The organism is Proteus sp. MB838, assembly GCF_054767435.1.
In genome coordinates this window covers 20724-43397 of the sequence record NZ_BAABMO010000020.1, presented here as the reverse complement: position 1 = coordinate 43397, position 22674 = coordinate 20724, and the positions used below count along the sequence as shown (strand labels likewise).

20 protein-coding genes and 2 pseudogenes are annotated in these 22674 nt (G+C 39.3%); 14 read left to right on the top strand and 8 right to left on the bottom strand.

Annotation, left to right across the window (positions count from 1 at the left end; all coding sequences use genetic code 11):
• The first annotated feature begins 2 nt into the window (after positions 1–2).
• Positions 3–788: a crotonobetainyl-CoA hydratase gene (caiD, locus tag ACYUCW_RS10395; protein ID WP_004250153.1), complete on the top strand. Its 786-nt coding sequence runs from the start codon at positions 3–5 to the stop codon at positions 786–788.
• A 39-nt stretch (positions 789–827) separates the two neighbouring features.
• Positions 828–1421 carry a carnitine operon protein CaiE gene (gene caiE, locus ACYUCW_RS10390; RefSeq protein WP_004250152.1) on the top strand — a complete coding sequence of 198 codons (594 nt, stop codon included), beginning with the start codon at positions 828–830 and terminating at the stop codon, positions 1419–1421.
• 63 nt (positions 1422–1484) lie between these two features.
• Here the strand turns inward: caiE and caiF are convergent, their stop codons facing one another.
• From caiF to ACYUCW_RS10370, 4 genes are all read right to left on the bottom strand, one after another.
• Complete coding sequence (gene caiF / locus ACYUCW_RS10385) at positions 1485–1877, bottom strand: carnitine metabolism transcriptional regulator CaiF (RefSeq protein ID WP_460408546.1); 393 nt, start codon at positions 1875–1877, stop codon at positions 1485–1487.
• Positions 1878–2595: 718 nt separating this feature from the next.
• Positions 2596–3258, bottom strand: a complete 663-nt coding sequence (gene fsa, locus ACYUCW_RS10380; protein WP_004245799.1) for a fructose-6-phosphate aldolase — start codon at positions 3256–3258, stop codon at positions 2596–2598.
• 262 nt (positions 3259–3520) lie between these two features.
• Positions 3521–4132 (bottom strand): lytic polysaccharide monooxygenase, encoded by a 612-nt coding sequence (locus ACYUCW_RS10375; protein WP_004250149.1) that lies wholly within the window; start codon positions 4130–4132, stop codon positions 3521–3523.
• Between the two features lie 328 nt (positions 4133–4460).
• Positions 4461–4922 (bottom strand): regulatory protein RecX, encoded by a 462-nt coding sequence (locus ACYUCW_RS10370; protein ID WP_004249228.1) that lies wholly within the window; start codon positions 4920–4922, stop codon positions 4461–4463.
• Between the two features lie 357 nt (positions 4923–5279).
• On the opposite strand from ACYUCW_RS10370, the pseudogene ACYUCW_RS10365 reads away from it, so the two are divergent.
• From ACYUCW_RS10365 to ACYUCW_RS10335, 7 genes and pseudogenes are all read left to right on the top strand, one after another.
• Positions 5280–6266: pseudogene (locus tag ACYUCW_RS10365) on the top strand (hypothetical protein).
• The gene (locus ACYUCW_RS10360; RefSeq protein WP_004245803.1) at positions 6266–7408 is read left to right on the top strand and encodes a BamA/TamA family outer membrane protein; all 1143 of its coding nucleotides are present in this window, start codon (positions 6266–6268) and stop codon (positions 7406–7408) included. The pseudogene ACYUCW_RS10365 and the gene ACYUCW_RS10360 overlap by 1 nt, the downstream one beginning before the upstream one ends.
• A complete protein-coding gene (locus ACYUCW_RS10355; RefSeq protein ID WP_460408544.1) occupies positions 7408–8565 on the top strand; it encodes a DUF4056 domain-containing protein in 1158 nt (385 codons plus the stop codon). Before ACYUCW_RS10360 ends, ACYUCW_RS10355 begins: the two co-directional genes overlap by 1 nt.
• 268 nt (positions 8566–8833) lie before the next feature.
• Positions 8834–9628, top strand: coding sequence for a protein bax (locus ACYUCW_RS10350; protein ID WP_460408542.1), 795 nt, complete (start codon positions 8834–8836; stop codon positions 9626–9628).
• Between the two features lie 164 nt (positions 9629–9792).
• A pseudogene (locus ACYUCW_RS10345) lies at positions 9793–11215 on the top strand (MBOAT family O-acyltransferase).
• Positions 11202–12395 (top strand): SGNH/GDSL hydrolase family protein, encoded by a 1194-nt coding sequence (locus ACYUCW_RS10340; RefSeq protein ID WP_036907344.1) that lies wholly within the window; start codon positions 11202–11204, stop codon positions 12393–12395. Before ACYUCW_RS10345 ends, ACYUCW_RS10340 begins: the two are co-directional and overlap by 14 nt.
• Positions 12370–13602 (top strand): SGNH/GDSL hydrolase family protein, encoded by a 1233-nt coding sequence (locus ACYUCW_RS10335; protein WP_004249223.1) that lies wholly within the window; start codon positions 12370–12372, stop codon positions 13600–13602. Before ACYUCW_RS10340 ends, ACYUCW_RS10335 begins: the two co-directional genes overlap by 26 nt.
• Positions 13603–13668: 66 nt before the next feature.
• Here the strand turns inward: ACYUCW_RS10335 and ACYUCW_RS10330 are convergent, their stop codons facing one another.
• The 4 genes from ACYUCW_RS10330 to gntR form a co-directional block, all read right to left on the bottom strand.
• On the bottom strand, positions 13669–14595 hold the full coding sequence (locus ACYUCW_RS10330) for a methyl-accepting chemotaxis protein (protein WP_004249221.1): 927 nt from the start codon (positions 14593–14595) through the stop codon (positions 13669–13671).
• A 151-nt stretch (positions 14596–14746) separates the two neighbouring features.
• A complete protein-coding gene (gene gntU / locus ACYUCW_RS10325) occupies positions 14747–16084 on the bottom strand; it encodes a gluconate transporter (RefSeq protein WP_460408540.1) in 1338 nt (445 codons plus the stop codon).
• A complete protein-coding gene (gene gntK / locus ACYUCW_RS10320) occupies positions 16081–16635 on the bottom strand; it encodes a gluconokinase (RefSeq protein WP_071425256.1) in 555 nt (184 codons plus the stop codon). The genes gntU and gntK overlap by 4 nt, the downstream gene beginning before the upstream one ends.
• 306 nt (positions 16636–16941) lie before the next feature.
• Complete coding sequence (gene gntR, locus ACYUCW_RS10315) at positions 16942–17937, bottom strand: gluconate operon transcriptional repressor GntR (protein ID WP_004250141.1); 996 nt, start codon at positions 17935–17937, stop codon at positions 16942–16944.
• A gap of 234 nt (positions 17938–18171) precedes the next feature.
• Between gntR and ACYUCW_RS10310 the strand changes: the two genes are divergently transcribed.
• Genes ACYUCW_RS10310 through modD form a run of 5 tightly spaced genes read left to right on the top strand, consistent with a single transcriptional unit; the run spans position 18172 to position 22645 of the window.
• Positions 18172–19203, top strand: a complete 1032-nt coding sequence (locus tag ACYUCW_RS10310; protein WP_104459564.1) for an iron ABC transporter substrate-binding protein — start codon at positions 18172–18174, stop codon at positions 19201–19203.
• Positions 19200–20198: a FecCD family ABC transporter permease gene (locus ACYUCW_RS10305; protein ID WP_004250139.1), complete on the top strand. Its 999-nt coding sequence runs from the start codon at positions 19200–19202 to the stop codon at positions 20196–20198. The genes ACYUCW_RS10310 and ACYUCW_RS10305 overlap by 4 nt, the downstream gene beginning before the upstream one ends.
• Positions 20195–20989: an ABC transporter ATP-binding protein gene (locus ACYUCW_RS10300; protein WP_004250138.1), complete on the top strand. Its 795-nt coding sequence runs from the start codon at positions 20195–20197 to the stop codon at positions 20987–20989. The genes ACYUCW_RS10305 and ACYUCW_RS10300 overlap by 4 nt, the downstream gene beginning before the upstream one ends.
• Entirely contained in the window at positions 20976–21800 is an 825-nt protein-coding gene (locus tag ACYUCW_RS10295; protein WP_020946294.1) for a class I SAM-dependent methyltransferase, read from the top strand. The genes ACYUCW_RS10300 and ACYUCW_RS10295 overlap by 14 nt, the downstream gene beginning before the upstream one ends.
• Positions 21797–22645, top strand: a complete 849-nt coding sequence (modD, locus tag ACYUCW_RS10290; RefSeq protein WP_004249215.1) for a ModD protein — start codon at positions 21797–21799, stop codon at positions 22643–22645. Before ACYUCW_RS10295 ends, modD begins: the two co-directional genes overlap by 4 nt.
• The last annotated feature ends 29 nt before the right edge of the window (positions 22646–22674 follow it).

Genomic DNA, 22674 nt, shown 5'->3' with positions numbered 1-22674 from the left:
ACATGAGCCAATCATTACATCTAACAACACGTGGTTCAGTGCTTGAAATTATATTAGATAGACCGAAAGCCAATGCAATTGATGCCAAAACCAGCCATGAAATGGGTGAGGTATTTATGCGTTTTCGCGATGATCCTAGTTTACGCGTTGCCATTATTACAGGTGCTGGCGAACGATTCTTTTGTGCCGGCTGGGATTTGAAAGCCGCAGCTGAAGGAGAAGCCCCTGATGCAGACTTTGGTGCTGGTGGCTTTGCGGGCTTAACGGAATTATTTGATCTTAATAAACCTGTCATTGCTGCCATTAACGGCTATGCTTTTGGGGGTGGCTTTGAATTAGCACTGGCAGCCGACATGATAATTTGTTCAGACAATGCTTCTTTTGCCTTGCCAGAAGCACAATTAGGTATTGTCCCAGACAGTGGCGGTGTTTTACGTTTACCTAAACGCTTACCTCCTGCAATTGTCAATGAAATGCTCATGACGGGCCGTCGTATGAATGCACAAGAGGCGCTACGCTGGGGCATTGCTAACCGCGTTGTCAGTGCGGCTGAACTGATGGATAGCGCCCGTGAATTAGCCGATCAAATCGCCAACAGTGCGCCACTTGCAGTCGCTGCATTAAAAGAGATCTACCGTGCCACTAGCGAGCTTTCGATTGAAGAAGGCTACAAATTAATGCGCAGTGGTGTTCTAAAATATTACCCAAGTGTTTTACATTCAGAAGATGCACTCGAAGGCCCGCTAGCCTTTGCCGAAAAACGCCCACCTGAATGGAAAGGACGGTAATTATCACTTGAATTGATAATACAACTAAGAGGAAAACTGATGAGTATCTATGCATTTGAAGGTGTTATTCCTGTTGTTCATCCAACAGCTTACATTCACCCATCAGCAGTACTAATTGGCGATGTCATTATTGGTGCTGGTGTTTATATTGGCCCTTTGGCTTCATTACGGGGTGATTATGGCCGTTTAATTGTTGAAGCAGGTGCAAATCTTCAAGATGGCTGTGTTATGCATGGTTATACGGATATGGATACCATTGTGCAAGAAAATGGTCATATTGGTCATGGTGCTATTCTTCACAGTTGTATTATCGGTCGTGATAGCCTAGTCGGTATGAATAGCGTGATTATGGATGGTGCGATCATTGGTGAGGAAAGTATTGTTGCCGCCATGAGCTTTGTGAAAGCGGGCTTTCAAGGACAGGCGCGACAAATGTTAATGGGAAGCCCAGCAAAACATGTACGTGATATTAGCGACCAAGATATGCAGTGGAAACGTATGAATACTCGTGAATATCAAGATCTCACTGTTCGTTGTCGTCAAGGCTTAGTTGAAACGACACCATTAACAGCCCCTGAAGCTAATCGTCCTCGTTTAAGGGGCACGACAGAGGTAAAACCTAAAGGTCAATAAGCCAACAGCGACAGGCACAACAAACGCCTGTCGTATTGCTTTATTTTAACACTCGGCTATCAATTAACGCCGTTGTGATTTTGACAACATCCATTGCCATTTTTGTTGGTGATTCAGCCCATAGGGGATCATAGCTGCTAATTTCTCTGGGGCGCTTAAACGACTTTTACTTTGCGTATGACCTTTTAAACGAGAATAAAGAGCAGGATCAATATGACTGACTTTGATCATCCGTTGGCATTGGCACCCTCTTCCTTCCAATTGATTAGGAACGCTTTTGGTTTCACACTCAATCTCTTTTACATCAGAAAGAATATAAGAAACGATATTAATCGCATTACATTGGGGGATATCAAAATTTTTAGCGATCTCTTTCGCACTCACCCAGCGTTGTTGCTCTTGAACCCAGTCTGCAATTAACAAATAGAGTGGTTTATTTATGTCTTCTTCACACATATTTACTCCAACAATATTACAAATCAAAGTTTATTTATCTCTAAATAAAGATAATAACTATATGTTAATTTTATTTAACCGCGGAGTATCGGCTTTCCCTGTTAATTCATTCAGTTAGTTATTTAAAAATAAATAATATTTTGTATATCATTAACAACCAAACTCTTTAATTAACACATTAATTACAATTTATTTTGTTGTTATTAAATATAAAATAACACTAATAAAAATAAATAAAATCAACTTACTGAGTTTACAGTAAGAACGGACAAAAAGAATAAAAGAACATGATAAAAGTGTTTATAAACAACAAAATAGCATAAAAATATTATATTATTAATCCATTAAAATGCTAAGGTTATAGTAATAGATTTATTTTTAGATTACCACAAAGGCAACTTATTGTTAGATATAAATCAATAATTGATTAAATTACACCTTATCCGCGTATACGATAATTTAGCAGAGAATAATCTTACTTTAAAAACACAAGTCGATATAATAAATTATTATTGCGCAATTTAATCAGATAATATTTCTACAATATAGTACAATGCTCAGCATTCTATTCTTTTTAAATAGTCTAATTCATCAGTAGAGTTTTTATTTAATATAGACAGAAAAATTGAATAAGAATAATATTTATTTTACCTATGATTATTATTTTATTGGCGCCATTAACATTAAATAGCGCCAAATAACAAACACAATAAAATCATTACAATGATTGGCGATTAAAGGCTAATGACCAATCATCAGTAAATTTATTAATCGCATCATCGACTACGGGTGAACGGATAATAGAGTAGGCAAGCTCTATCGGAAGTGTTACTGCCGAAGCGCCAGACAACAGACAATCAACCACTTGGCGTGGTGTTTTAAAACTAGCTGCCAGTATTTTAGTGGGTAAATTATGCATGGAAATCAGCGTTTGCAACTCTCTTACTACTCTCACACCATCAGAGCCTTGTCTATCCATACGATGCACATAAGGAGCGATATAATCAGCCCCTGCTAACGCCGCCATCAACCCTTGAGACACACTGTAAATAGCAGTCCCCAACACCAACATATTTTTTTGCTTTAATTGTTTAATAGCAACCAAGCCAGCTTCAGTGACGGGAATTTTAATCACAGTATTATCGGCAATATTACCAATGCGCAATGCTTCTTCAATCATGGTATCGATATCACGGGCAATTACCTGCGCAAATACCCGCCCCTTACCGCCCATAGCGGCTTTTAATTCAGGTAATAGCGTTTCAATGGGCTGCGCTGATTGAGCAATAATAGAAGGATTGGTAGTGACACCAGCAATAGGAAGCACTTGTGAAAGTTTTCTCACTTCTTCAATATCTGCGGTATCTAAATAGATTTCCATAATCGCGCCTCAATGATGTTGGTTTTAAGCTAAATAATTATAGGTATAGATTAGAAAGTAGCATTGTGAGCGAAGAATTTCTAGTAGAACAGATGAAAATAGCGCCATTTTCACGGCGCTAACAATTAAACAAAAAATAACCGTTATATTTATTTAATCCTTATCATTAATATAATTTTTTGCTATTAAGTATAGCCTCGATCTTAATAGTATTAAGATTAATAGCATGACTAAAATAATTATTTAAATAAAATATAGCGAGTTATTTTTTAAATTCAGCATCAATAACTTGATAAAAAGCATTACCCGTATCAGCAATATCCCAAACACCTAAAATAATTTGATAACCAGAACGTTCTGGTATATTACAATTTAATGTTACGGTTTCTGTGGGTATTTTCCCATTATCATTTCGTTGGCAAAAAGGTGTTAAATCAAAATCAGCACGGGTCAATGGTTTATTAACATCCCACCCTGGTTTTGTAATAAAGAAGCGCCATGATTCAGTGCTATGTTTTGCAGTTAATGTCCACTTAAAAGTATTTTCGCCACTTTTCATTGCCACTTTATGCCAGCGATCTGCACTTTGTGCATTTAAAGCAGAAAAAGTTGCCTTTCCACCACTGGCAATTTCACCATCTGCAGGACCACCTTTAGGGAATCCTTTATCCCCTTCAATGGATTGCGGTTCATACTGTATCGGACCACAATTTTTATTTAAATTCCCCCCTTTGGATGAACAAAGAAAAGCTCTGCTGGGTGGGATATCAATATAGCCATGCTTTAATGTAACATCAGCTGATGCTGTTGAAATAATACCTGCAGATGATAATAATAATGTTGCAGTAAATAGCATAAGTTTATTTTTCTTCATAATAAACCCTCAATAATAATTAAATTTTTTAAAATATAATGATTATGTCAATCACATTAGATATTAGTCAAAAATAGATAATTAAATATATATTTATTAAAATCTGTGACCAATATCGTCATTTAATTTAATATTAAAAGGAGACTAAAACAGTCATTTAATATTTATTAGATGATGATTAACTATTGAAATAATAAAAATATAAACAAGAGTATATAAAATAAGTTTATTATTAAAGAATAGTTTTAAATTAACATTTCACTTAAATTAACTATTCTTTATAAAAATTAGTTTGATGATAAATATGCCATGGCACTTCGTTAATCAATTAAAATAACGCATTGATATAATCAGAAGTAAACCCTCGATATTGGAGATAGCGAATTTGTTTGGCTCTCTCTTTAAAATCTTTGGGTTTACCTGTGCCAAATTTTTTCTCTTTAAGATCTTGGCAAAGTGCATACCAATCAGTTTCTGTTTCTTCTAGTACCCGTTCAATAATTTCACTAGGAAAGCCTTTTTGCCGTAACTCTTGGCGAATACGCAGCGGGCCATAAGATTTACTTAAATAACGACGAAAAAAAGCATATACCGTGCGATTATCATCCAGATATTGGCCTTCTAATAATCGCTCGATCACTTGCTCTAAACATCTTTCATCGGTTGTGCTCTGTTTAGCTTTATCGACTTCGTTGATCCTTCGTGCTAAACGGCGTTTTAGCTCAGTGGTGCCATAATCACGACGCGACAACATAAATATAGCGTATTGGTATAATTCATCATAAGTCATCGCAACTCCTTAATGTTATTGCACCCCAGTTTGGTATCCTACATATCTTATCGCAGTTACTTATCAATGCGACCAATTAATCGGAACTTATCAATAGCTGTACAAAAATAGTACAATCACGCTTGGTAAACCCCGTTATTTATCACCATAAAATCATCTGCTTTTATTAAGAATAACTGAAGATAAAGATGATTATTAGTTAAAAACACTTAGATAATACCGTGATAATACATATTGCTAAGCATTTTTATCTGCAATTAGCACTTATAGCTGGTGACCATATATAAGAAAAAGACTAAAATTTCGCGCTACTCTTTTACTTACTATTTGGTTATTTTTTATTTTTGTGGGTTATATATGAACTTTTCTCATTTTAATAAGGTAATGTTTGCTGCCTCTCTTCTTGCTACTGGCTTTTCTTATGCGGATAGCGATCGCCCTCTGCTCTCTTTAAGTGTAAGCCAATCCGGCGGCACTGCGTTAAATAGCGAAGGTTCGTTAGATACCCGTACTCCTGCAAGCCAATCTCGCGTATTACCTATCTGGGGTGATGAAGCTCGCGCCCGAGGTTATGATTTACCAGAGCCATTTGGTGCAAGCTATAGCTATATGAATCTACGTCAAGATATTGTTGTGGATAAAATTGGGTTTATTATGCCGAAAAATCCAGAAACAGCGAATGCTCTAAAAATAGAAGCAGGACATACTCGTGAAAAAAGTGAAACCCATATGCTAAAACTCGATAGCTGGGTTTTCCCTTTTATGAATGTGTATGGTTTATATGGGCGAACTAAAGGTAAATCAAAAACAACACTTAAAGGTGGTAGTTTTGGTGGTTTTCCATTAAATTTTATAGAAGGTATGCCTTTTAACCTCGATTTTAAAGGTGATACTTATGGCGCAGGTTTTACTTTAGCCGGTGGCTATAATCAATTTTTTGGTACTTTTGACTTAAACTACACCAAAACTAATCTTGATATTCTCGATGGGGATATTAAAGCCTTAGTCATTTCACCTCGTGTTGGCTATGAATTTGTTTTTCAACCTTTAATCGCCGGCCAAGGTAATACCAAGCTACAAGTGTGGACAGGTGCCATGTATCAAGATATTACCCAACGGTTTAAAGGTAATATCAATAATTTAAATCTTCCCCCAGCGTTTGCTGGCATGATCGCCTTAATGAACGATCCTGATATGAAATTCGACGTTGAACAACATCTTGCTCATAAATGAAACCAAACGGTAGGGGCTCGTTTAGAAGTCACCCGTAACTTTAATGTGATCACCGAAGTGGGCTTTAATAATCGTAATAGTTTCTTTGTTTCTGGTGAGTTCCGTTTTTAATGGTTAAAACATCTTTTATTTATGGGCTGGCCTTTGCCAGCCTATTTATTTCACACACAGCGAATGCCCAACTCTTTCCTGATAGACAACAAATCGACCAATGGTTAAATCAACTAGGAGGGAGCAATAATTTTGATCGCAGTAAAACCATCGACTGGGGCGTTTTACCCGGGCCTTTCTATACCCCTGAATTAGAGTTGGGGCTTGGGATCGCCGTTGTTGGGCTTTATCAAGCAGATAGTCGTCCCGACAGTAAAATTTCATCACTGTCATTAAGTGGCTTTGGTTCATCAACCGGGGCTTTTGGTATGACTTTTAGTAACTATACTTACCTTGCTGATGATACATGGCGCTTTTACCTTACTGGGGCATTAAATAATGTGCCGACCAACTTTTGGGGACAAGGCTATCATGAAGGACGAGTTAAAAAGAACTTTGCACAATATCGTTCACAAGAGCTACATTTAACGCCGACATTGCTACGTCAAATTACCAAAAACACCTATATTGGCTTAGGTTGGGATTACGCTAACTTACAAGCAGCAGCACCTGATGATGAGTTTAAAGCCTATATGAGCAAACGTCATTTGCCATTACGCTCTACCAGTTCAGGATTAAGTGTGCGCTTTACCTACGACAGTCGCGATTTTTTGCCTAACGCTCGCCAAGGCCAAGCCTTTGATATTAGCTATACTCATTATTCATCGGATACCGGTAGTAATAACCGTTTTAATGCAACCCAAATGCAGTACAACTATTATTATCCATTAACCGAAGATGCGGTACTCGCCTTTGATAGCTATGCTCGCTTTACCTCAGGAGATGTACCATGGACGCAACTGTCTAAATTAAGCAACGGCCATCAGATGCGTGGCTATTATGAAGGGCGTTATCAAGATAATCATGTTTTTTCTAGTCAGATAGAGTATCGGCAAAAACTTAGTTGGCGTCATGGTATTGCATTATGGGCCGGAGGTGGCACATTGAGTAATCAAGCACGTGATCTCGGTAAAGGACATTGGCTACCCAGTGTTGGTATTGGTTATCGTTTTGAATTTAAACCACGCATGAATGTACGCCTCGATTTTGGTGTCGGTAAAGAGAGCACCGGATTTTATTTCCAAGTGGGTGAGGCATTTTGATGTTAACGCGTTTGGCTATTTTTAATATCATCTTCATATTGATCATTTCAGGATGCACTACCTCATCTGTGTCTGAAACCATTGCCGCTCATCTGGAAAGTGAAACTCAAGAAGAAGCCTCACAAGTTTGGCAAACGCCCCCCGCACTTGATGCGCCTAATGGATTAAGGCCTTGCTGTGCTTTTGGCTATAATTTAAAAGTCAAAGCATGGGGAATACCTATTCCTTTTTATCGTATCGATAATATTGTTGAAGCATCTACTTTAGGTGATCATCGCTATAACGATAACTTTTGGCTGGGAACTGCCGCAGTATTAGGCATAGGCAGTGAAAAGTCGGGCATAGTCTATTCACATAAAGGGGGCTTTCTTGATATCGCCCATATTCGTGATACCGCAGATTATACTTATTATCTCTTTAGCCATATCTATCCCAAATTAGGCCAAGAGTGGACGCTAACACTCAGTGACGAATTAGCACAGCGTAAAATTCACTTTAACCGCTTTACTCCTCCTAGTAGTGATCGACAACGTTATACCTTAAGTGCTTATCTTGCCGCGCGTTTAGCTTATCGCCTTGCCGTATGGCATGAGATTGCACAGTGGTACGGTTATCGCTCTGTAGCGGGATTTTCAGAAGGGATCTCCGCATTCTCACCAGAAGATCTCTACTCTAACCTAATGGGGGCGCGCTTATCACTTACCCTGATCCTCAATGGTGATGCCACAAACCTTGAGCACTATAACCAATCAATGCAGCGTATTATTCCCTCAGCACTCGCTCAACTAGAGGCGCAACCTCGTCAGACCACCCAGCAGTGGTTTGATTTAATTGATGGTCAATGGTGGAATAGCCAAGAGCGGGTACCCGATAAATTTTTAGTATTAAAGCGTGATTATCATCTTGCTGACAAACGCTATCCGGTATTGCCTTTTGGGGAGACAACTCCACCTCATTACCTGACATTACCCGATGTTTACGCAGGCTATTCTTTAAAACAATTAGCAGAATTTCAGCTTTGGCCTACTAAACAGATGGCAAATTTACCCGTCCCTAAAACTTATTGGAAAGAAGCGGATTTTGCTGATTTAGCAGAAAAAGCTCGCCAAATCGATCAAAAAACTCGACCAAAAACAACAAAAATGACTAAATATTGAACAAAATTGACATATTAAAAACGCTAAATTATGATAAATTTGAGTTAAATAGCATTAATTTATATAAGAATAACTGAACAATAATCAAAAATCACATTTTTTGTTAAAAGAAAAAAGCGATTATAAAACGAGGCGTTCCAGTAAATAAGATACATTTTATTAACAATGCACTCGTAGTTATCCTAATGTAAGGCGATATTTTGTAGCTATAGAAAAAGTAATTTGCTAGTATTCGTTCGATTTTTATCCAGTTAAACGAGGAGAAGCAATGCCCTCTCAATTGGTGAGGACAAGTGCCGTCTTCGCTTTCTTGATTTCACTACTCTTTACTGGTGTGAGTTTTGCCTCTACCAGTACCGGCAGTTCCCGAATGCTGCAGGCGGATACATTCAAAAGCACGACAACCTCGTTGCCAGATTTGAAAAAATATCCCTCGGGAACTCAGCGTAAGAAAGCGTTTTTAAATGTCATAGTTCCTATTATTGATAACATTAATAATAAGATATTGAGAGATCGTGAGTGGTTAACCGCTCAACGTAAAGCCCAACACTGGGGCAGCGCAGATTTGAAAAAACTGCGTGAAATCTGTCAATACTATGGCGTTACATGTACCAGCCCCAAAAAAGTGAATTGGGATTCGTTACTGGCTCGCGTTGATATTATTCCGACTCATTTTGTCGCAACGCAAGCCGCAACAGAATCAGGTTGGGGAACATCAAAATTGGCACAGCAAAACAATAACTTATTCGGTATGCGATGTGGTAACCGGTCTTGCAATAATGTCCCTGGGAAAACCAAAGGCTATGCAGCCTACCCGGATATTGAAGGCTCAGTGATTGCTTATATGCGTAATCTCAATACGCACCGCGCCTATAATTCACTGCGCTCATCAAGAGCACAGCAAAGAATGACGCAACAGCAACTCGATCCACGCCAGTTAATCACCGACTTGAAAGGCTATTCAGAATTAGGTTCAAGTTACAATGATTATCTGACCGAAATGTTCGACTCAAATAAGAAGCTGATCACGCAAGTTCAGTTACAGTCGAAACGAGAAAGTTAGTCCTAAATAGCTATTCATAGCAAACAAAAGCCACTTTTCATTTATCTGAAAAGTGGCTTTTATTTATCACAAGATAATCTTTTGATTGAAAGCAAGCTAATAATTCATAATATAGGGAGTAACACATTTGGTATGACTGTTAAATCACACCCTTAGAGCCATTTATGAATTTTTTTTCATTCGAGTTTCTCGGAGCCTTTACGAGCTTTTTTATTATCTATTGGCTCTTCCAAAAGCAGGTTAAGATCCAAAATATCTTACTCATCATAGTAAGTTATGCTTTTCTATTCTATGTCGACTACCGTCCTGCTGTTATCTTATTAAGCTATACGCTTTTGATTTACTCATTAGCCAATATACTCACCCGCTATACATCAACGAAAGTGATCTATTGGTTACTGGGGCTGTTAGTTGCCCTCTATTTTACTGCCTTTAAATATTACTCATTTTTCCAAGAATCATTGACACAACTATTCTCACAGTGGGGATTAAGTGTTGAATTGCCAATTATTGAACTACTGGCACCATTAGGGTTATCGTTTTATATCTTCCACTCTGTTAGCTATGTCGTTTCAGTGTGTCGCAAAGAGATCCCTAAAGCCCCTTTTCTTGATGTCGTGCTCTACTTATGCTTTTTCCCAAGCATTGTGGCGGGACCGATTAATCGTGCCAAACAATTTTTACCACAAATTCAAGCACCAACCCGTAAAATTATCGACTATAAAGGGGCTATCATGCTGATTGTATTAGCAATCGCTAAGCTCTTTTGGTTAAGTGGTTGGTTGTCGACAAATTATGTCGATCCTATTTTTAATGCCCCTGATTTAGCCACTAGCGGACAAGTACTGGTGGCGACCTATGCTTATGCATGGCATATCTATTTTAACTTCTCGGGTTATACCAATTTAGTGACAGGTATTGCGCTATTACTGGGTTTTGTTGTCCCTCGTAACTTTAATGCACCTTATTTAGCCATCAATCTTGCTGATTTTTGGCGTCGTTGGCATATAAGTTTATCAACGTTTATTCGCGATTATGTTTATATCCCTTTGGGGGGAAATCGTAAGGGCGTTATTCGACAAAATGTGAATGCCTTTGCCGCGATGGTTATCTCTGGTTTATGGCATGGCGCAGCTATGACGTTTATTATCTGGGGAGCCATTCATGGTATTGGTGTGGTGATATTAAATATCAAACACCGCCTTTTCCCCGCCGCCAAACATGACGCCAATAGCATGCTAGCATCATTAAAAATGTTGTTATCTTGGATAATTACCTTCCATTTTGTGTGCTTTGCGTGGATCTTTTTTCGCAGCCAAACCGTCAATGATGCTTGGATATTAATCCAACAACTCTTTAGTGCAGGTGCTTGGCAGTCGCTACAAGCCGAAGGGCTAACCCTGTTTATGTTCTGTCTGGGGACTGTTCTTACTTTATCCTTGTTTTGTCACTTTAAGGGCAATTATTGCGCGACTTGAGAAAAAAGTGCCTTGGTATGTTTATCCACTACCATTAGCGTTGATCCTTACAATTATATTTATGTTGTCTCCTGATGGGGTTCCGGGATTTATTTATGCCAGCTTTTGATTTCAGTTCAAATTTAAAAAAGACCGTAAAAGTGGCTTTAATGGTGCTCTTCAGCACACTATTTCTTATTTGGCTAAACCAAACATCATTAGAGCGCTTTTGGCAACAACAATACCATCGCCCAGCCCCTTGGTCGGGTTTATCACAATATTATGCTTGGCAAGTGGGAGGTCAGTTGCGAGATGGCGTATTTGTCGCAGTAACAAGCTATAGTGATTATTTGCGAGTTAATCACCCGGATAATCAGGCCAAACCAATAACGCCTCGTCAAGAACAAACCGCCTTTCCAGAAGGATTTGCAGTAGGGCTACATTTTATCAATGGCTATACTCGCCCCGCTTCGCAATTAACACAACAGTTTCCACAACTCCTACAACGTCAATATGCACAAGGTACATTAGCAAATACATCAACTATTGATCTGACAAAAGCCGCTGCTGAAGCCCAAAAACCTATTGTGCAAAAAACAGATGTCATATTATCTCCCAAAGACAAAGTGCTGTTTGCTGGAGATTCAATGATGCAAGGCGTTGCCCCCTTATTAAAACGTCAATTGCAAACAGATTATAATATAAGCAGTATTGATTTGAGCAAACAGAGCACAGGATTAGCCTATCCTAAGTTTTTTAATTGGCCTCAAACTATTGCTAATCGGTTAGCTAGCGATGATTCCATTAAGTTACTGGTTGTTTTTTTAGGGCCTAATGATCCTTGGGACATGCCCCCAGATGGTGGCGGACGTTATTTAAAATTTGCCAGTGAAGCGTGGGGCGCCTTATATCGCGCTCGTATTGCCAGCATTATCGATAATGCACGCCAACATAATGTGAGCGTGATTTGGATTGGCCCTCCGAATATGCGTAAGCAAAAATTATCTCAAGGTATGGCTTATCTAAATCAACTTTACCGGGAAGAAGCAGAAAAAACGGGAGAAATTTACCTTTCTGTCAATGATATGTTTAAATATGAAAAAGATATTTATTCTGATTATATCGGTGATGGTAGCAGCCGCGTGAAACTAAGAGCAGGCGACGGTATTCACTTTAGTTTAAAAGGGCAACAAATCATTGCTCAGCAGGTATTCTCGCGTATCCATCTGCAAAAAGTTGATGATGTGCCAGATGATGTAACAGACAAAAATATGGTCACGCCAAATGAAACAATTAACGCACATCCTTAAACCTCGAACCTTAGTCAGTCGTTCGATTATACTGGCTTTGGTTTCGCTGTTAGTCGCTTGTAACCAAGAGAAAGATAAATCTCTTACGCTATCAACACCTAGCGTGTTACCTGCAGATGGTTCAAGACAACTCTACAACTACCATGATCCCAACTTTGCCGCTTTTGCACAAAAGTTAAAGCAACGGCGCCAAAGGGTACATATCGTACAGTTGGGTGATTCACATACCGCTGCAGATTTTTTCAGTGGTAAACTACGTGAACGTTTTCAAGCTGATTATGGCAATGGTGGTATAGGTTTTATTCCCCCCACCGCTATTGCGGGTCAACGTATTGCCAATATCCAATATCAAAGCAGTAAAAAAGCGTGGGATTTACTTTCTAGTCGCAAAGAAAGCGATCCTGATTTTCCCTTAGGGGGATTTATCGCTGAGCCAGTCGCGAAATGGTCAGCATTGCAACTAAATGAAAATCCGACAACAGGTCAGCGTTACCAATTACAAGCGTTATATAAGGCGCCTACAGCTTCACAAATCCATTTACAATCCGCTGGCAGTAAAACACTTTCACTTTCACAGACACAAGGTGAATGGCAATTTTCTAAACCCACAACGATCACCTTCCCAATCAATATTACGATTAGTAAAAACCAACCGATAAAATTAGGCGGTTGGTTAATTAGTAACCAAAAGCCAGGGGTGATGTTATCCGCATTAGGTATTAACGGCGCAACCATTAATATGATGGATAAATGGGGAGCACAGTGGAGTAAAACATTAGGCCAATTACATCCCGATATGGTGATTTTAGCTTATGGCACTAATGAAGCCTTTAATGATACGTTTGATTTAGTGGCTTACCGACAACTGCTTGTTGAAAAAATTCGTCAAATCCGCCAGCAAGCCCCGAATAGTGCCATTTTATTAATTGGTCCGTCGGATTCTATTAAGAATAAAGACGCATCAGATTGTCGCTCTCAGCAACCCCAATGGTTAACCGATATTATTCGTATCCAAAAGGAAGTCGCTCAACAAGAGCGTACATTATTCTGGGATTGGCGCGATTATATGGGAGGAGAGTGCTCAATTAAAGCATGGTCTATTTATGATCTTGCAAGGCCGGATGGCGTCCATCTTTCTCGTGAAGGGTATGAAAGTAGTGCGAATACTCTCTATAGCCAATTATCAGCGCTGATTAATAAAAGTTAGATATTATTATAACGAAAAGGAGCCTCAGCTCCTTTCTCGTTATGTAGACTCTCTGTCATCGCATTATTAATTATGTAAAGCATCAATATATTTAATGACATCAACACTCGCTTGTTCCATTTGCTGAATATACTTCACTACCGCATCCTGATCACCGGCCATATTCGCCGCCAATGCAAGACGCCCACTTTGATGAACCAATTTATGAGGCTCTTCTAAACGACGAAAAGCTTCACTACCGGCAAATTTGCGTCCTTCACCTTGGTAGTACCATTTTCCTAAACGACATTCAGTATGCTGATTAACACAATTTTCATCATCATTATTTAATAAGTGAATATAAATCGCTTCTTTCCATAAAACATGATCTATTTTCACAGTATTAAAAAATTGTTGTATCGACATAAACTGAAAGATATTTTTTAAATCATTGGCTTGTTGAGCAAGCGCAGATAAATTAGCATGACCTTCCGTAACAAGATTTTTTATTTGCTTCAGTTGTTCTTGATTTTTCTGAGTATTTTGTTTTATTGGTGTAAAGCGGGCACTTACATTATTGTTGATAGACGCTATTTCTGAGGCCTGATTTTGGATCTTTTGTGAAAGGCTTTTCATCTCTTGTGCTAATACAGAAAATCCTGCACCTGCATGACCTATATGTCCTGCCTCTATTGCTGAATTAATTGATAATATATTGGCTTGATTTGACAGTTTATCAATATTATTAGCGCTATCTTTTATTTTATTTAGCCATTTAGCAAAATTCTCAATTTCTTCATTACTATGAGTAAAATGCTCATCAATTTCATTAAAAAAGACCACTAATGATTCTGCATTGATAAGCATATCATTAAAGAGATGTTCCATTTCTTCCAGCAATGCTAGCTTTTCTTGTAATTTCTGACTAGATGCCAAAATGGAATCACGAATAAGTGTAATAGTATGAATATTACACTCCGTATGCTGTTTAAACAGTGAATTATAATCACCCATAAAAATATCAGCCTCACCATGTTCACAAAACAATAAGACCTGTAGATTAATCAGTTGTTAACTATTTTCTATCAGATTTAATGGTGATTTATAGCAATGAAAAATGGCGCACCTATTGATGCGCCATTTGTTAAAAAGGAACAGCTCATTTTTATAAAAATGCAAAGAAAATCATTCCAACCACTGCGCCTGTAGTACCTAAAATGGTTTCCATTAATGACCATGTTTTTAAGGTTTGTCCTTCTGTCGCACCAGTAAATTTACCGTATAACCAGAAGCCAGAGTCATTAACATGGCTTAAAATAATAGAGCCACCGGCAATACAAACCGATAACGCCGCCATTTGTGCACCGCTATAACCTAATTCACTGATCACCGGTAACACTAAACCAACCGCAGTTAAACAAGCCACAGTCGCAGAGCCTTGAATAACACGTACTGCACCTGCAAGAATAAAACAAGCCACAGCAATCGGCATACCGGCACCAATTAATGCATTCCCTAATGCTGGCCCCACACCTGAATCCACCAGCACCTGTTTAAATACGCCACCAGCACCCGTGACTAATAAGATGATCCCCGCAGGTTGGATAGCCGCAGAGCATACTTCCATGACTTTTTCTTTGCTCATACCACGGCGAATAGCCAAGCCATAAATTGCCACTAAACACGCCACAAGGATGGCAATAAAGGGGTGACCAATAAACTCAAGAATATTGAATAGCTGAGAGTCAGGCTCAACAAAACGCGCACCAATGGTTTTACATCCAACCAAGACTAATGGTAATAAGACCAATGCAAGACTGAAGCCAAAAGAAGGCATTTTACTTTGTCCTAAGCTTGGCTCATCAAAATCTTTCGGTAATTCTAAGGTCACATAACGGCTAATAAAGTTACCAAAAATAGGCCCCGCTAATAACATACCTGGAATGGCTGCACATAAACCAATTAAGATCATCCAACCAAAATCAGCATTCATCTGGTCAGCAAGCAACATAGGCGTTGGCCCCGGTAATAAGAAAGCGGCGGCCCCTGCAACACCGGCAAAGAGAGGGATCGCCATTTTAACAACATTTCCCCCCGTACGACGGGCAACAGCAAATACCACCCCGATCAGTAAAACCACCGCGACATCGAAAAACAGAGGTAATGCGCAAACTAAACCCGCAATACCCAGTGCATAGTTAGCCCGTTTTTCACCAAAGGATTTCAGTAGCCGTACCGCAATTTGGTCTAATGCCCCCGTTTCATGCAGAATTTTACCAAACATTACCCCCAAGGCGACCACGATGGAGAGAAAACCCAGTGTTCCCCCCATTCCGTTTTGCATGGTTTGCGTGATTTTTTCTAACGGCATACCAGAGAAAATGCCAGCACCAATAGCAACAATCATTAACGCAATAAAGGCGTGTAAACGCGCATACATTACAAAGAAGAGCAATAATAGGACGGAGCCAACTGCAGTTAGCACCAGTGTTAATGTACTCATACCGCACTCTCCTCAGTAATAGGTTTAGTAACAGATTCTATAGTGTTGATGACATTTTCAATCACGGTATCAAGAGATGGCGAAATATCTATTTCATAAACATCAGGTTCGTCATTAGTTGGCTCTTCTAATGTTTCAAATTGAGTAATCAACATCTGTGGTTTAAAGAAGTGACCTTTACGCTCTTTTAAACGACTTTCAATTAGCGCGTAATCCCCTTTTAAATAGAGAAAATGTAAGCAGTGATTGCCTTCTCTTAACATATCGCGATACTGTTTTTTTAATGCGGAACAAACGATTAATGACACTTTATTGGTTCTTTGCATTGCAAAAGCAGCATCATTGAGAGCGTGTAACCAAGGTTTGCGATCTTCATCATTTAAAGCATGACCTGAAGCCATTTTAGTGATGTTTGCACGAGGATGAAGGAAATCGCCATCTAAAAATGCCGCACCGATACGTTGTGCTACACCATTTGCAACCGCTGATTTACCGCTGCCTGATACCCCCATTAAGATAAAGACATGGTGTAGGGATTGGGTATCTTTCATATATTGCTCCTTTAGGCAGTTATTAACTTTTTTGTAATGTTACCCGTAACTGTTACGGGTAACATTACTCGATCCAGAAAGATAAAAACAACCTACAAAACAAACTATGAAATGAAAGTGTGAAGCGTCTCGCAAATAGATTGTGGAAAAACAACAAAGTTACAACAAAATCATAAGTAATTGATAAGTTAACGACTGATTTTTACAAAGCAAAAAAACGCTAGGATATATCACTCTATAATCAAAAATAGGGTCAATAAAAAAACCCTACCAAAGAAAAAAATAATTTAATAATCAAATGAATAACTAAATACTTTCACCGGTGATGATACGGAATCCCACATCAATCACTTGCCCACGAGCAATTTTACCCTTCATTCTTTTTAGTAATAAATCCGCCGCTTGTTGTCCCATTTCATCACGTGGCGTAAAAATACTGGCTAACCGTGGAGTCATGACTTGTCCCACATCATGACCGTGGAAACCGGAAATAGCAATTTGCTCAGGTACCGCAATCCCCATACGCTGACATTCGAAAATAGCCCCTATCGCAATATCATCATTGGTGCAATAGAGCCCATCTAAGTCAGGATATTGCTTGCGTGCCTCATGTAAAAGTTCTGTACCTAACGAATAAGAAGAGCTTTTAGGTGTCATCACATGACCTATGGGTAAGCCTGCTTCTTGCATCGCTTGTTCATATCCTTGTAAACGCATTAATGTTCGCTCATCTTGTCTTGCCCCAAGATAGATAATTCGTTTACAACCACGATGGATCATTTCACTGACCATTTTTCGCGAGGCTTCAATATTGTCTAACCCTACCGCCGAATCAAAACAAGGTGAAACACTATCCATAATTTCCACCACCGGAATACCCGCCGTTTCCAGCATTTTGACCGTTTTGGGTGTGTGTGTTCTTTCCGCTAAGATCAAGCCATCAATATTATAAGAAAGCAGAGAAATAAGACGCTCTTCTTCTTTTTCTGCTTGATAGCCATAGTGCGCCAACATGGTTTGATAACCATATTTATCCGTCACAGATTCAATACCACGAATAACTTGCGCAAACACTTGGTTAGTAAGAGAAGGCAATAATACGCCAATCGCATGGCTGGTCGCATTCGACAAAATATCAGGTGCACGATTAGGAATATAATTCAGGCTGTCTAATTCACGAGCGATTTTGACTCGTAATGCTTCGGAAACTTGTTCTGGATTACGCAAAAAACGACTAACTGTCATTTTTGTGACACCAACACGGTCGGCAACATCCTGTAATGAGGGGCGTTTTTTTTTCATTTTATATCGTAACTATCCAAAATATCAGTATTAATACGCACTTGAGGTTTATTTAACAAACCTGATTATATCCTTAGGTTATACACTATTTCGAATAAAGTTTATCGGATGTCTTCTTAGATTTAATTTTGAATGCCTCTCCCTTGACTTAAGCCAAAGGAAATATAGTATGCATCGTTATATAATTTATGAAATAACGATTATTAATATAAAACAACACTACAGTGTGAACCTATGGCTATCCACAGACGACAATTTCTGAGTTATTTAGCGACGCTTGCAGCATTATCAGCACTGCCACGTTGTGCAAGAGCGGCAATCACTTCACGTATCGCCGCTCAATTTGGTGTGCTTCCTACACCAGAAAATATTCATCGCGTTATTAGCGCAGGCCCCCCAACCGACCAACTGTTGTTGGCTTTAGTACCAGAAAAATTATTAGGTTTCTCCTCGCTTAATCTAGGAAAAAGTAGCTTATTTGCTGACAAGTTGCGTAAATTGCCCCATTTAGGCCGTCTGTCTGGCCGTGGTAGTACACTCTCCTTAGAAACATTAATGGCACTAGAGCCAGATATCATTATTGATAGTGGTAATGTTGATGAAACCTATCGTTCATTAGCTAAACGTGTTAGTACGCAAACAGGTGTACCTTATGTGTTAATTGACGGCAGCTTAAAAGACAGCCCAACTCAGTTACGCCAAACGGGGGCTTTATTAGGTGTGACAGAAAAAGCAGAAACATTAGCACTTATTGCAGAGCAGTATCTTAGTGATGCGACCTTGTTTGCTTCTACTCTAAAAATAAGACCTCGTTTTTACCTTGCACGTGGTGCAAAAGGCTTACAAACGGGCTCAACAGGATCTATTCATACTGAAGCTATTGAACTATTAGGGTTCGAAAATGTCGCTGATATTGCTGGTTTTACCGGTCTTACTGATGTTTCCCCTGAACAGCTCCTTATGTGGAACCCTGAAGTTATCATCACACAAGATGAAAATGCCTATCAACAAATCAGGCAAGACTCTATATGGAAAAATATCCAAGCTGTTAAAAATAATAAAGTGTTATTATTTAAAGGCTTACCATTTGGCTGGTTAGATGGTCCTCCTGGTATCAACCGTTTAATGGGAATGCGTCGCTTACAGAGCCATTTTGACCATCGAATAGCAGAACAAGCCACGCAAGATCTGCAAAATTACTTTGCTTATTTTTACCATACATCGTTAAGTGCTGAGCAATGCCAGCTGTTGATGAGGTCTTCATGAGCCAATCAGCACGTATCACTCTGTTGTTGCTGTTATTCTCAGCGGCTGTAGTTATTGCTATCACTAGTGGTAAGTATTCACTTACAGTCAATGAACTGTGGACAGTCGTCAGTAGCAAATTAACCGGGCATATTGAAGAGAGTCGAACAGCAACTGTGTTCTGGCAAATACGCTTGCCTCGAGTACTTGCTGCCATTTTAATTGGAGGTGGACTTGCTATTGCGGGGGCGGCTTATCAAGGTATGTTCCGTAACCCACTAGTATCACCTGATATTCTCGGAGTGTCATCAGGGGCTGGAGTCGGTGCTGTATTGGGTATTTTTCTTGGTCACTCCATGTTGTCAATTCAGCTTTTTGCTTTTGTCGGAGGACTTATCACTGTTGCTTTAGTCTATTTTATTGCCAAATTGGCGAAACAACAGGATCCGGTCCTTTCTCTCGTTTTAGTCGGTATTGCGATTAGCGCCTTATGTGGCTCAGCTATTTCATTAATGAAAATTTTAGCTGATCCTTATACTCAGCTACCTTCCATCACTTTTTGGCTATTAGGAGGGCTATCAACTATCACGGCGCCTGATTTACTCTCTGTTGCACCTTTAATGCTACTCGGGTTTATTCCACTGATTTTATTACGCTGGCGAATGAATATTCTCAGCCTTTCTGATGAAGAAGCGCGCTCCTTAGGCCTTAATGTAGAAATTACCAGACTTATCTTTATTTTATCGGCCACATTAATCACCGCGAGTGCAGTTTCTATTGCGGGTATTATTGGCTGGTTAGGTTTAATTGTTCCGCATATCGCAAGATTGTTAGTTGGTGCTAACTTCGGTTATCAACTGCCTATTTCCTTACTTGTGGGCGCAACAATGTTATTAATAACGGATACACTAGCACGAACTATTGCTAATATTGAGTTGCCTTTAGGCATTTTAACCTCGGCTATTGGTGCGCCTTTCTTTCTGATGTTATTACTCAAAACAAGGCGGGATAGATGATCATCACTGCAGCAAAACAACTCACAATTGGCTATAAAACAACACCCTTGATCCAAAACCTCTCTTTTCATATTAAACAAGGGCAAATTGTCTGTTTATTAGGCGCAAATGGCTGTGGTAAAACCACGTTGATGCGTACCTTACTTGGTTTGTTACCCAGTCTTGCAGGTCATATTATCATTGAAGGCAAAGAAATAAGTAAGTGGTCACCAACTGATTTAGCCAAAGTGATTGCCTATGTTCCTCAAGCAACCCACCTCCCTTTCTCTTTTAAAGTGATTGATATGGTGATTATGGGGCGTGGAGCACATATCTCTTTTTTCTCGATGCCTAGCTCACAAGATAAAGCAATGGCAATGGAAACCTTAGAAATGCTCTCTCTTTCGCATCTTGCTCACCGCACTTTTGATACGTTAAGTGGTGGTGAAAAACAGTTGGTTTTGATTGCACGGGCTTTGGTGCAACAACCTAAATTACTGATTATGGATGAACCCGCTGCCAGCCTTGATTTTGGTAACCAAATCAAGCTAATTAACCAAATTAAGACACTAAAAGCCTTGGGTATAAGTGTGTTTATGTCTACACATCATCCACAACATGCCGCTTTACTGGCAGATGAGGTGATTTTACTCACCCCTCATCGCCACGTTTTACAAGATAAACCTGAGCTTTTACTCACCCCCGAACATTTAGCTCAGCTTTATAATGTGAAACCCACCGATATTCAGGCGCACTTTTACGCCTACCCTGATAATAACAATCCATATAGGCAAGAATATGAACACCATTGAAACCACTGATTTTGCTGAGCTTTATAAAAACCATATGCAACAGGCACAAAGAACCAAAAAAGAGCCTGAACATTGGGATAAACGCGCTGAAAAAATGGCAGAAAACTGTGCTAATCCAAACGATCCCTATTTGATCAAGTTTCGTGAAATGATGGATTTTTCCGATGCTGAAACACTATTGGATGTCGGCTGTGGACCTGGCTCTATTAGTATTCATGTTGCTGACAAGTTTAAAAAAATAATCGGGATAGATTATAGTACCGGCATGCTAACCGTTGCCAAACGTAGAGCCGCACAAGCGGGTATTCATCATGCTGATTTTCTTCATTATTCATGGGAAGATAATTGGGATGCGCTTCCACCTTGTGATATTGCGGTGGCTTCACGCTCCACATTGGTGATGGATTTAAAAGCTGCGCTGTTAAAACTAAATCGCCAAGCTAAATTACGGGTTTATACCACTCACACCGTATCACCCACTTTTGTTGATCAACGTATTCTTCGTTTATTAGGTCGCAATGTTCCCACATTGCCGACCTATATTTACGCAGTCAATATCCTTAACCAAATGGGGATCCACCCTAAAGTAGATTATATCCGTAGCCGTAATTGCCAAAATAATTTTAATAGCCTTGAGCAGTTTATTGACAGTATTAACTTCTCTGTAGGGCCTTTAAACGAAAATGAAATTGCACACTTAACCACTTATTATCATGAAAGTATGAAAAATGATGTGGCCCTTATATCGCCAACGCGTGATTGGGCGATGGTTTCTTGGGATGTCGTTCCTGAAAGCGAGCTAACCTTATGATTTATTATCCCGATGCTTTTCTTGATAATTTATTGCTGGAAGATATTCAATATGGCGATTTGACTTGTCGCGCACTCAATATTAACCATCAATTAGGCACAATAACTTTTACATGTCGTGAAGCCGGCTGCGTCAGTGGAATCACCCTAGGCTGCCGTTTATTAGAAAAATTAGGACTGACTGTCACCGCACATCTACAAGAAGGTGATTTTGCCAAGCAAGGTGATTGTTTAATTAGTGCAGAAGGTCGAGCAGATGCACTACACCAAGGCTGGAAAGTGGTGCAAAACGTGCTGGAATGGAGTTGTGGTGTGAGTGACTATATGGCAAAAATGCTCGAAATCTATCATCGCTACCAACCTAAAGGGCAAATTGCCTGTACACGTAAAAATATCCCTAATACAAAATTACTGGCCACTCAAGCGGTACTTGCGGGTGGTGGTATTATTCATCGCCAAGGCTGTTCTGAAACTATTTTACTCTTTGCTAACCATCGTCATTTTTTATCCGAGCCAGATAATTGGTTACAACAGGTTACACAGTTACGCCAAGCAGCACCTGAAAAATGCATTGTTGTGGAAGCAGATAACTTACAACAAGCAAGAGAAGCGTTAAAAGCGCAGCCAGATATCTTACAACTGGATAAATTTTCTATTGAAGATATTACCTTACTACAACAAGAGGCTCCGCAGATTGCCCCACGCTGTCATCTTTCTGTCGCTGGGGGAATTAATCTAAATACTATTGAAAAATATGCCCAAACAGGGATCGGCTTAATGGTGACATCAGCACCTTATTACGCACCACCTAGTGATATCAAAGTTCGCCTTTACCCTAAAAATTAAATCAAAACACAGATAAAAATATTAGTTTA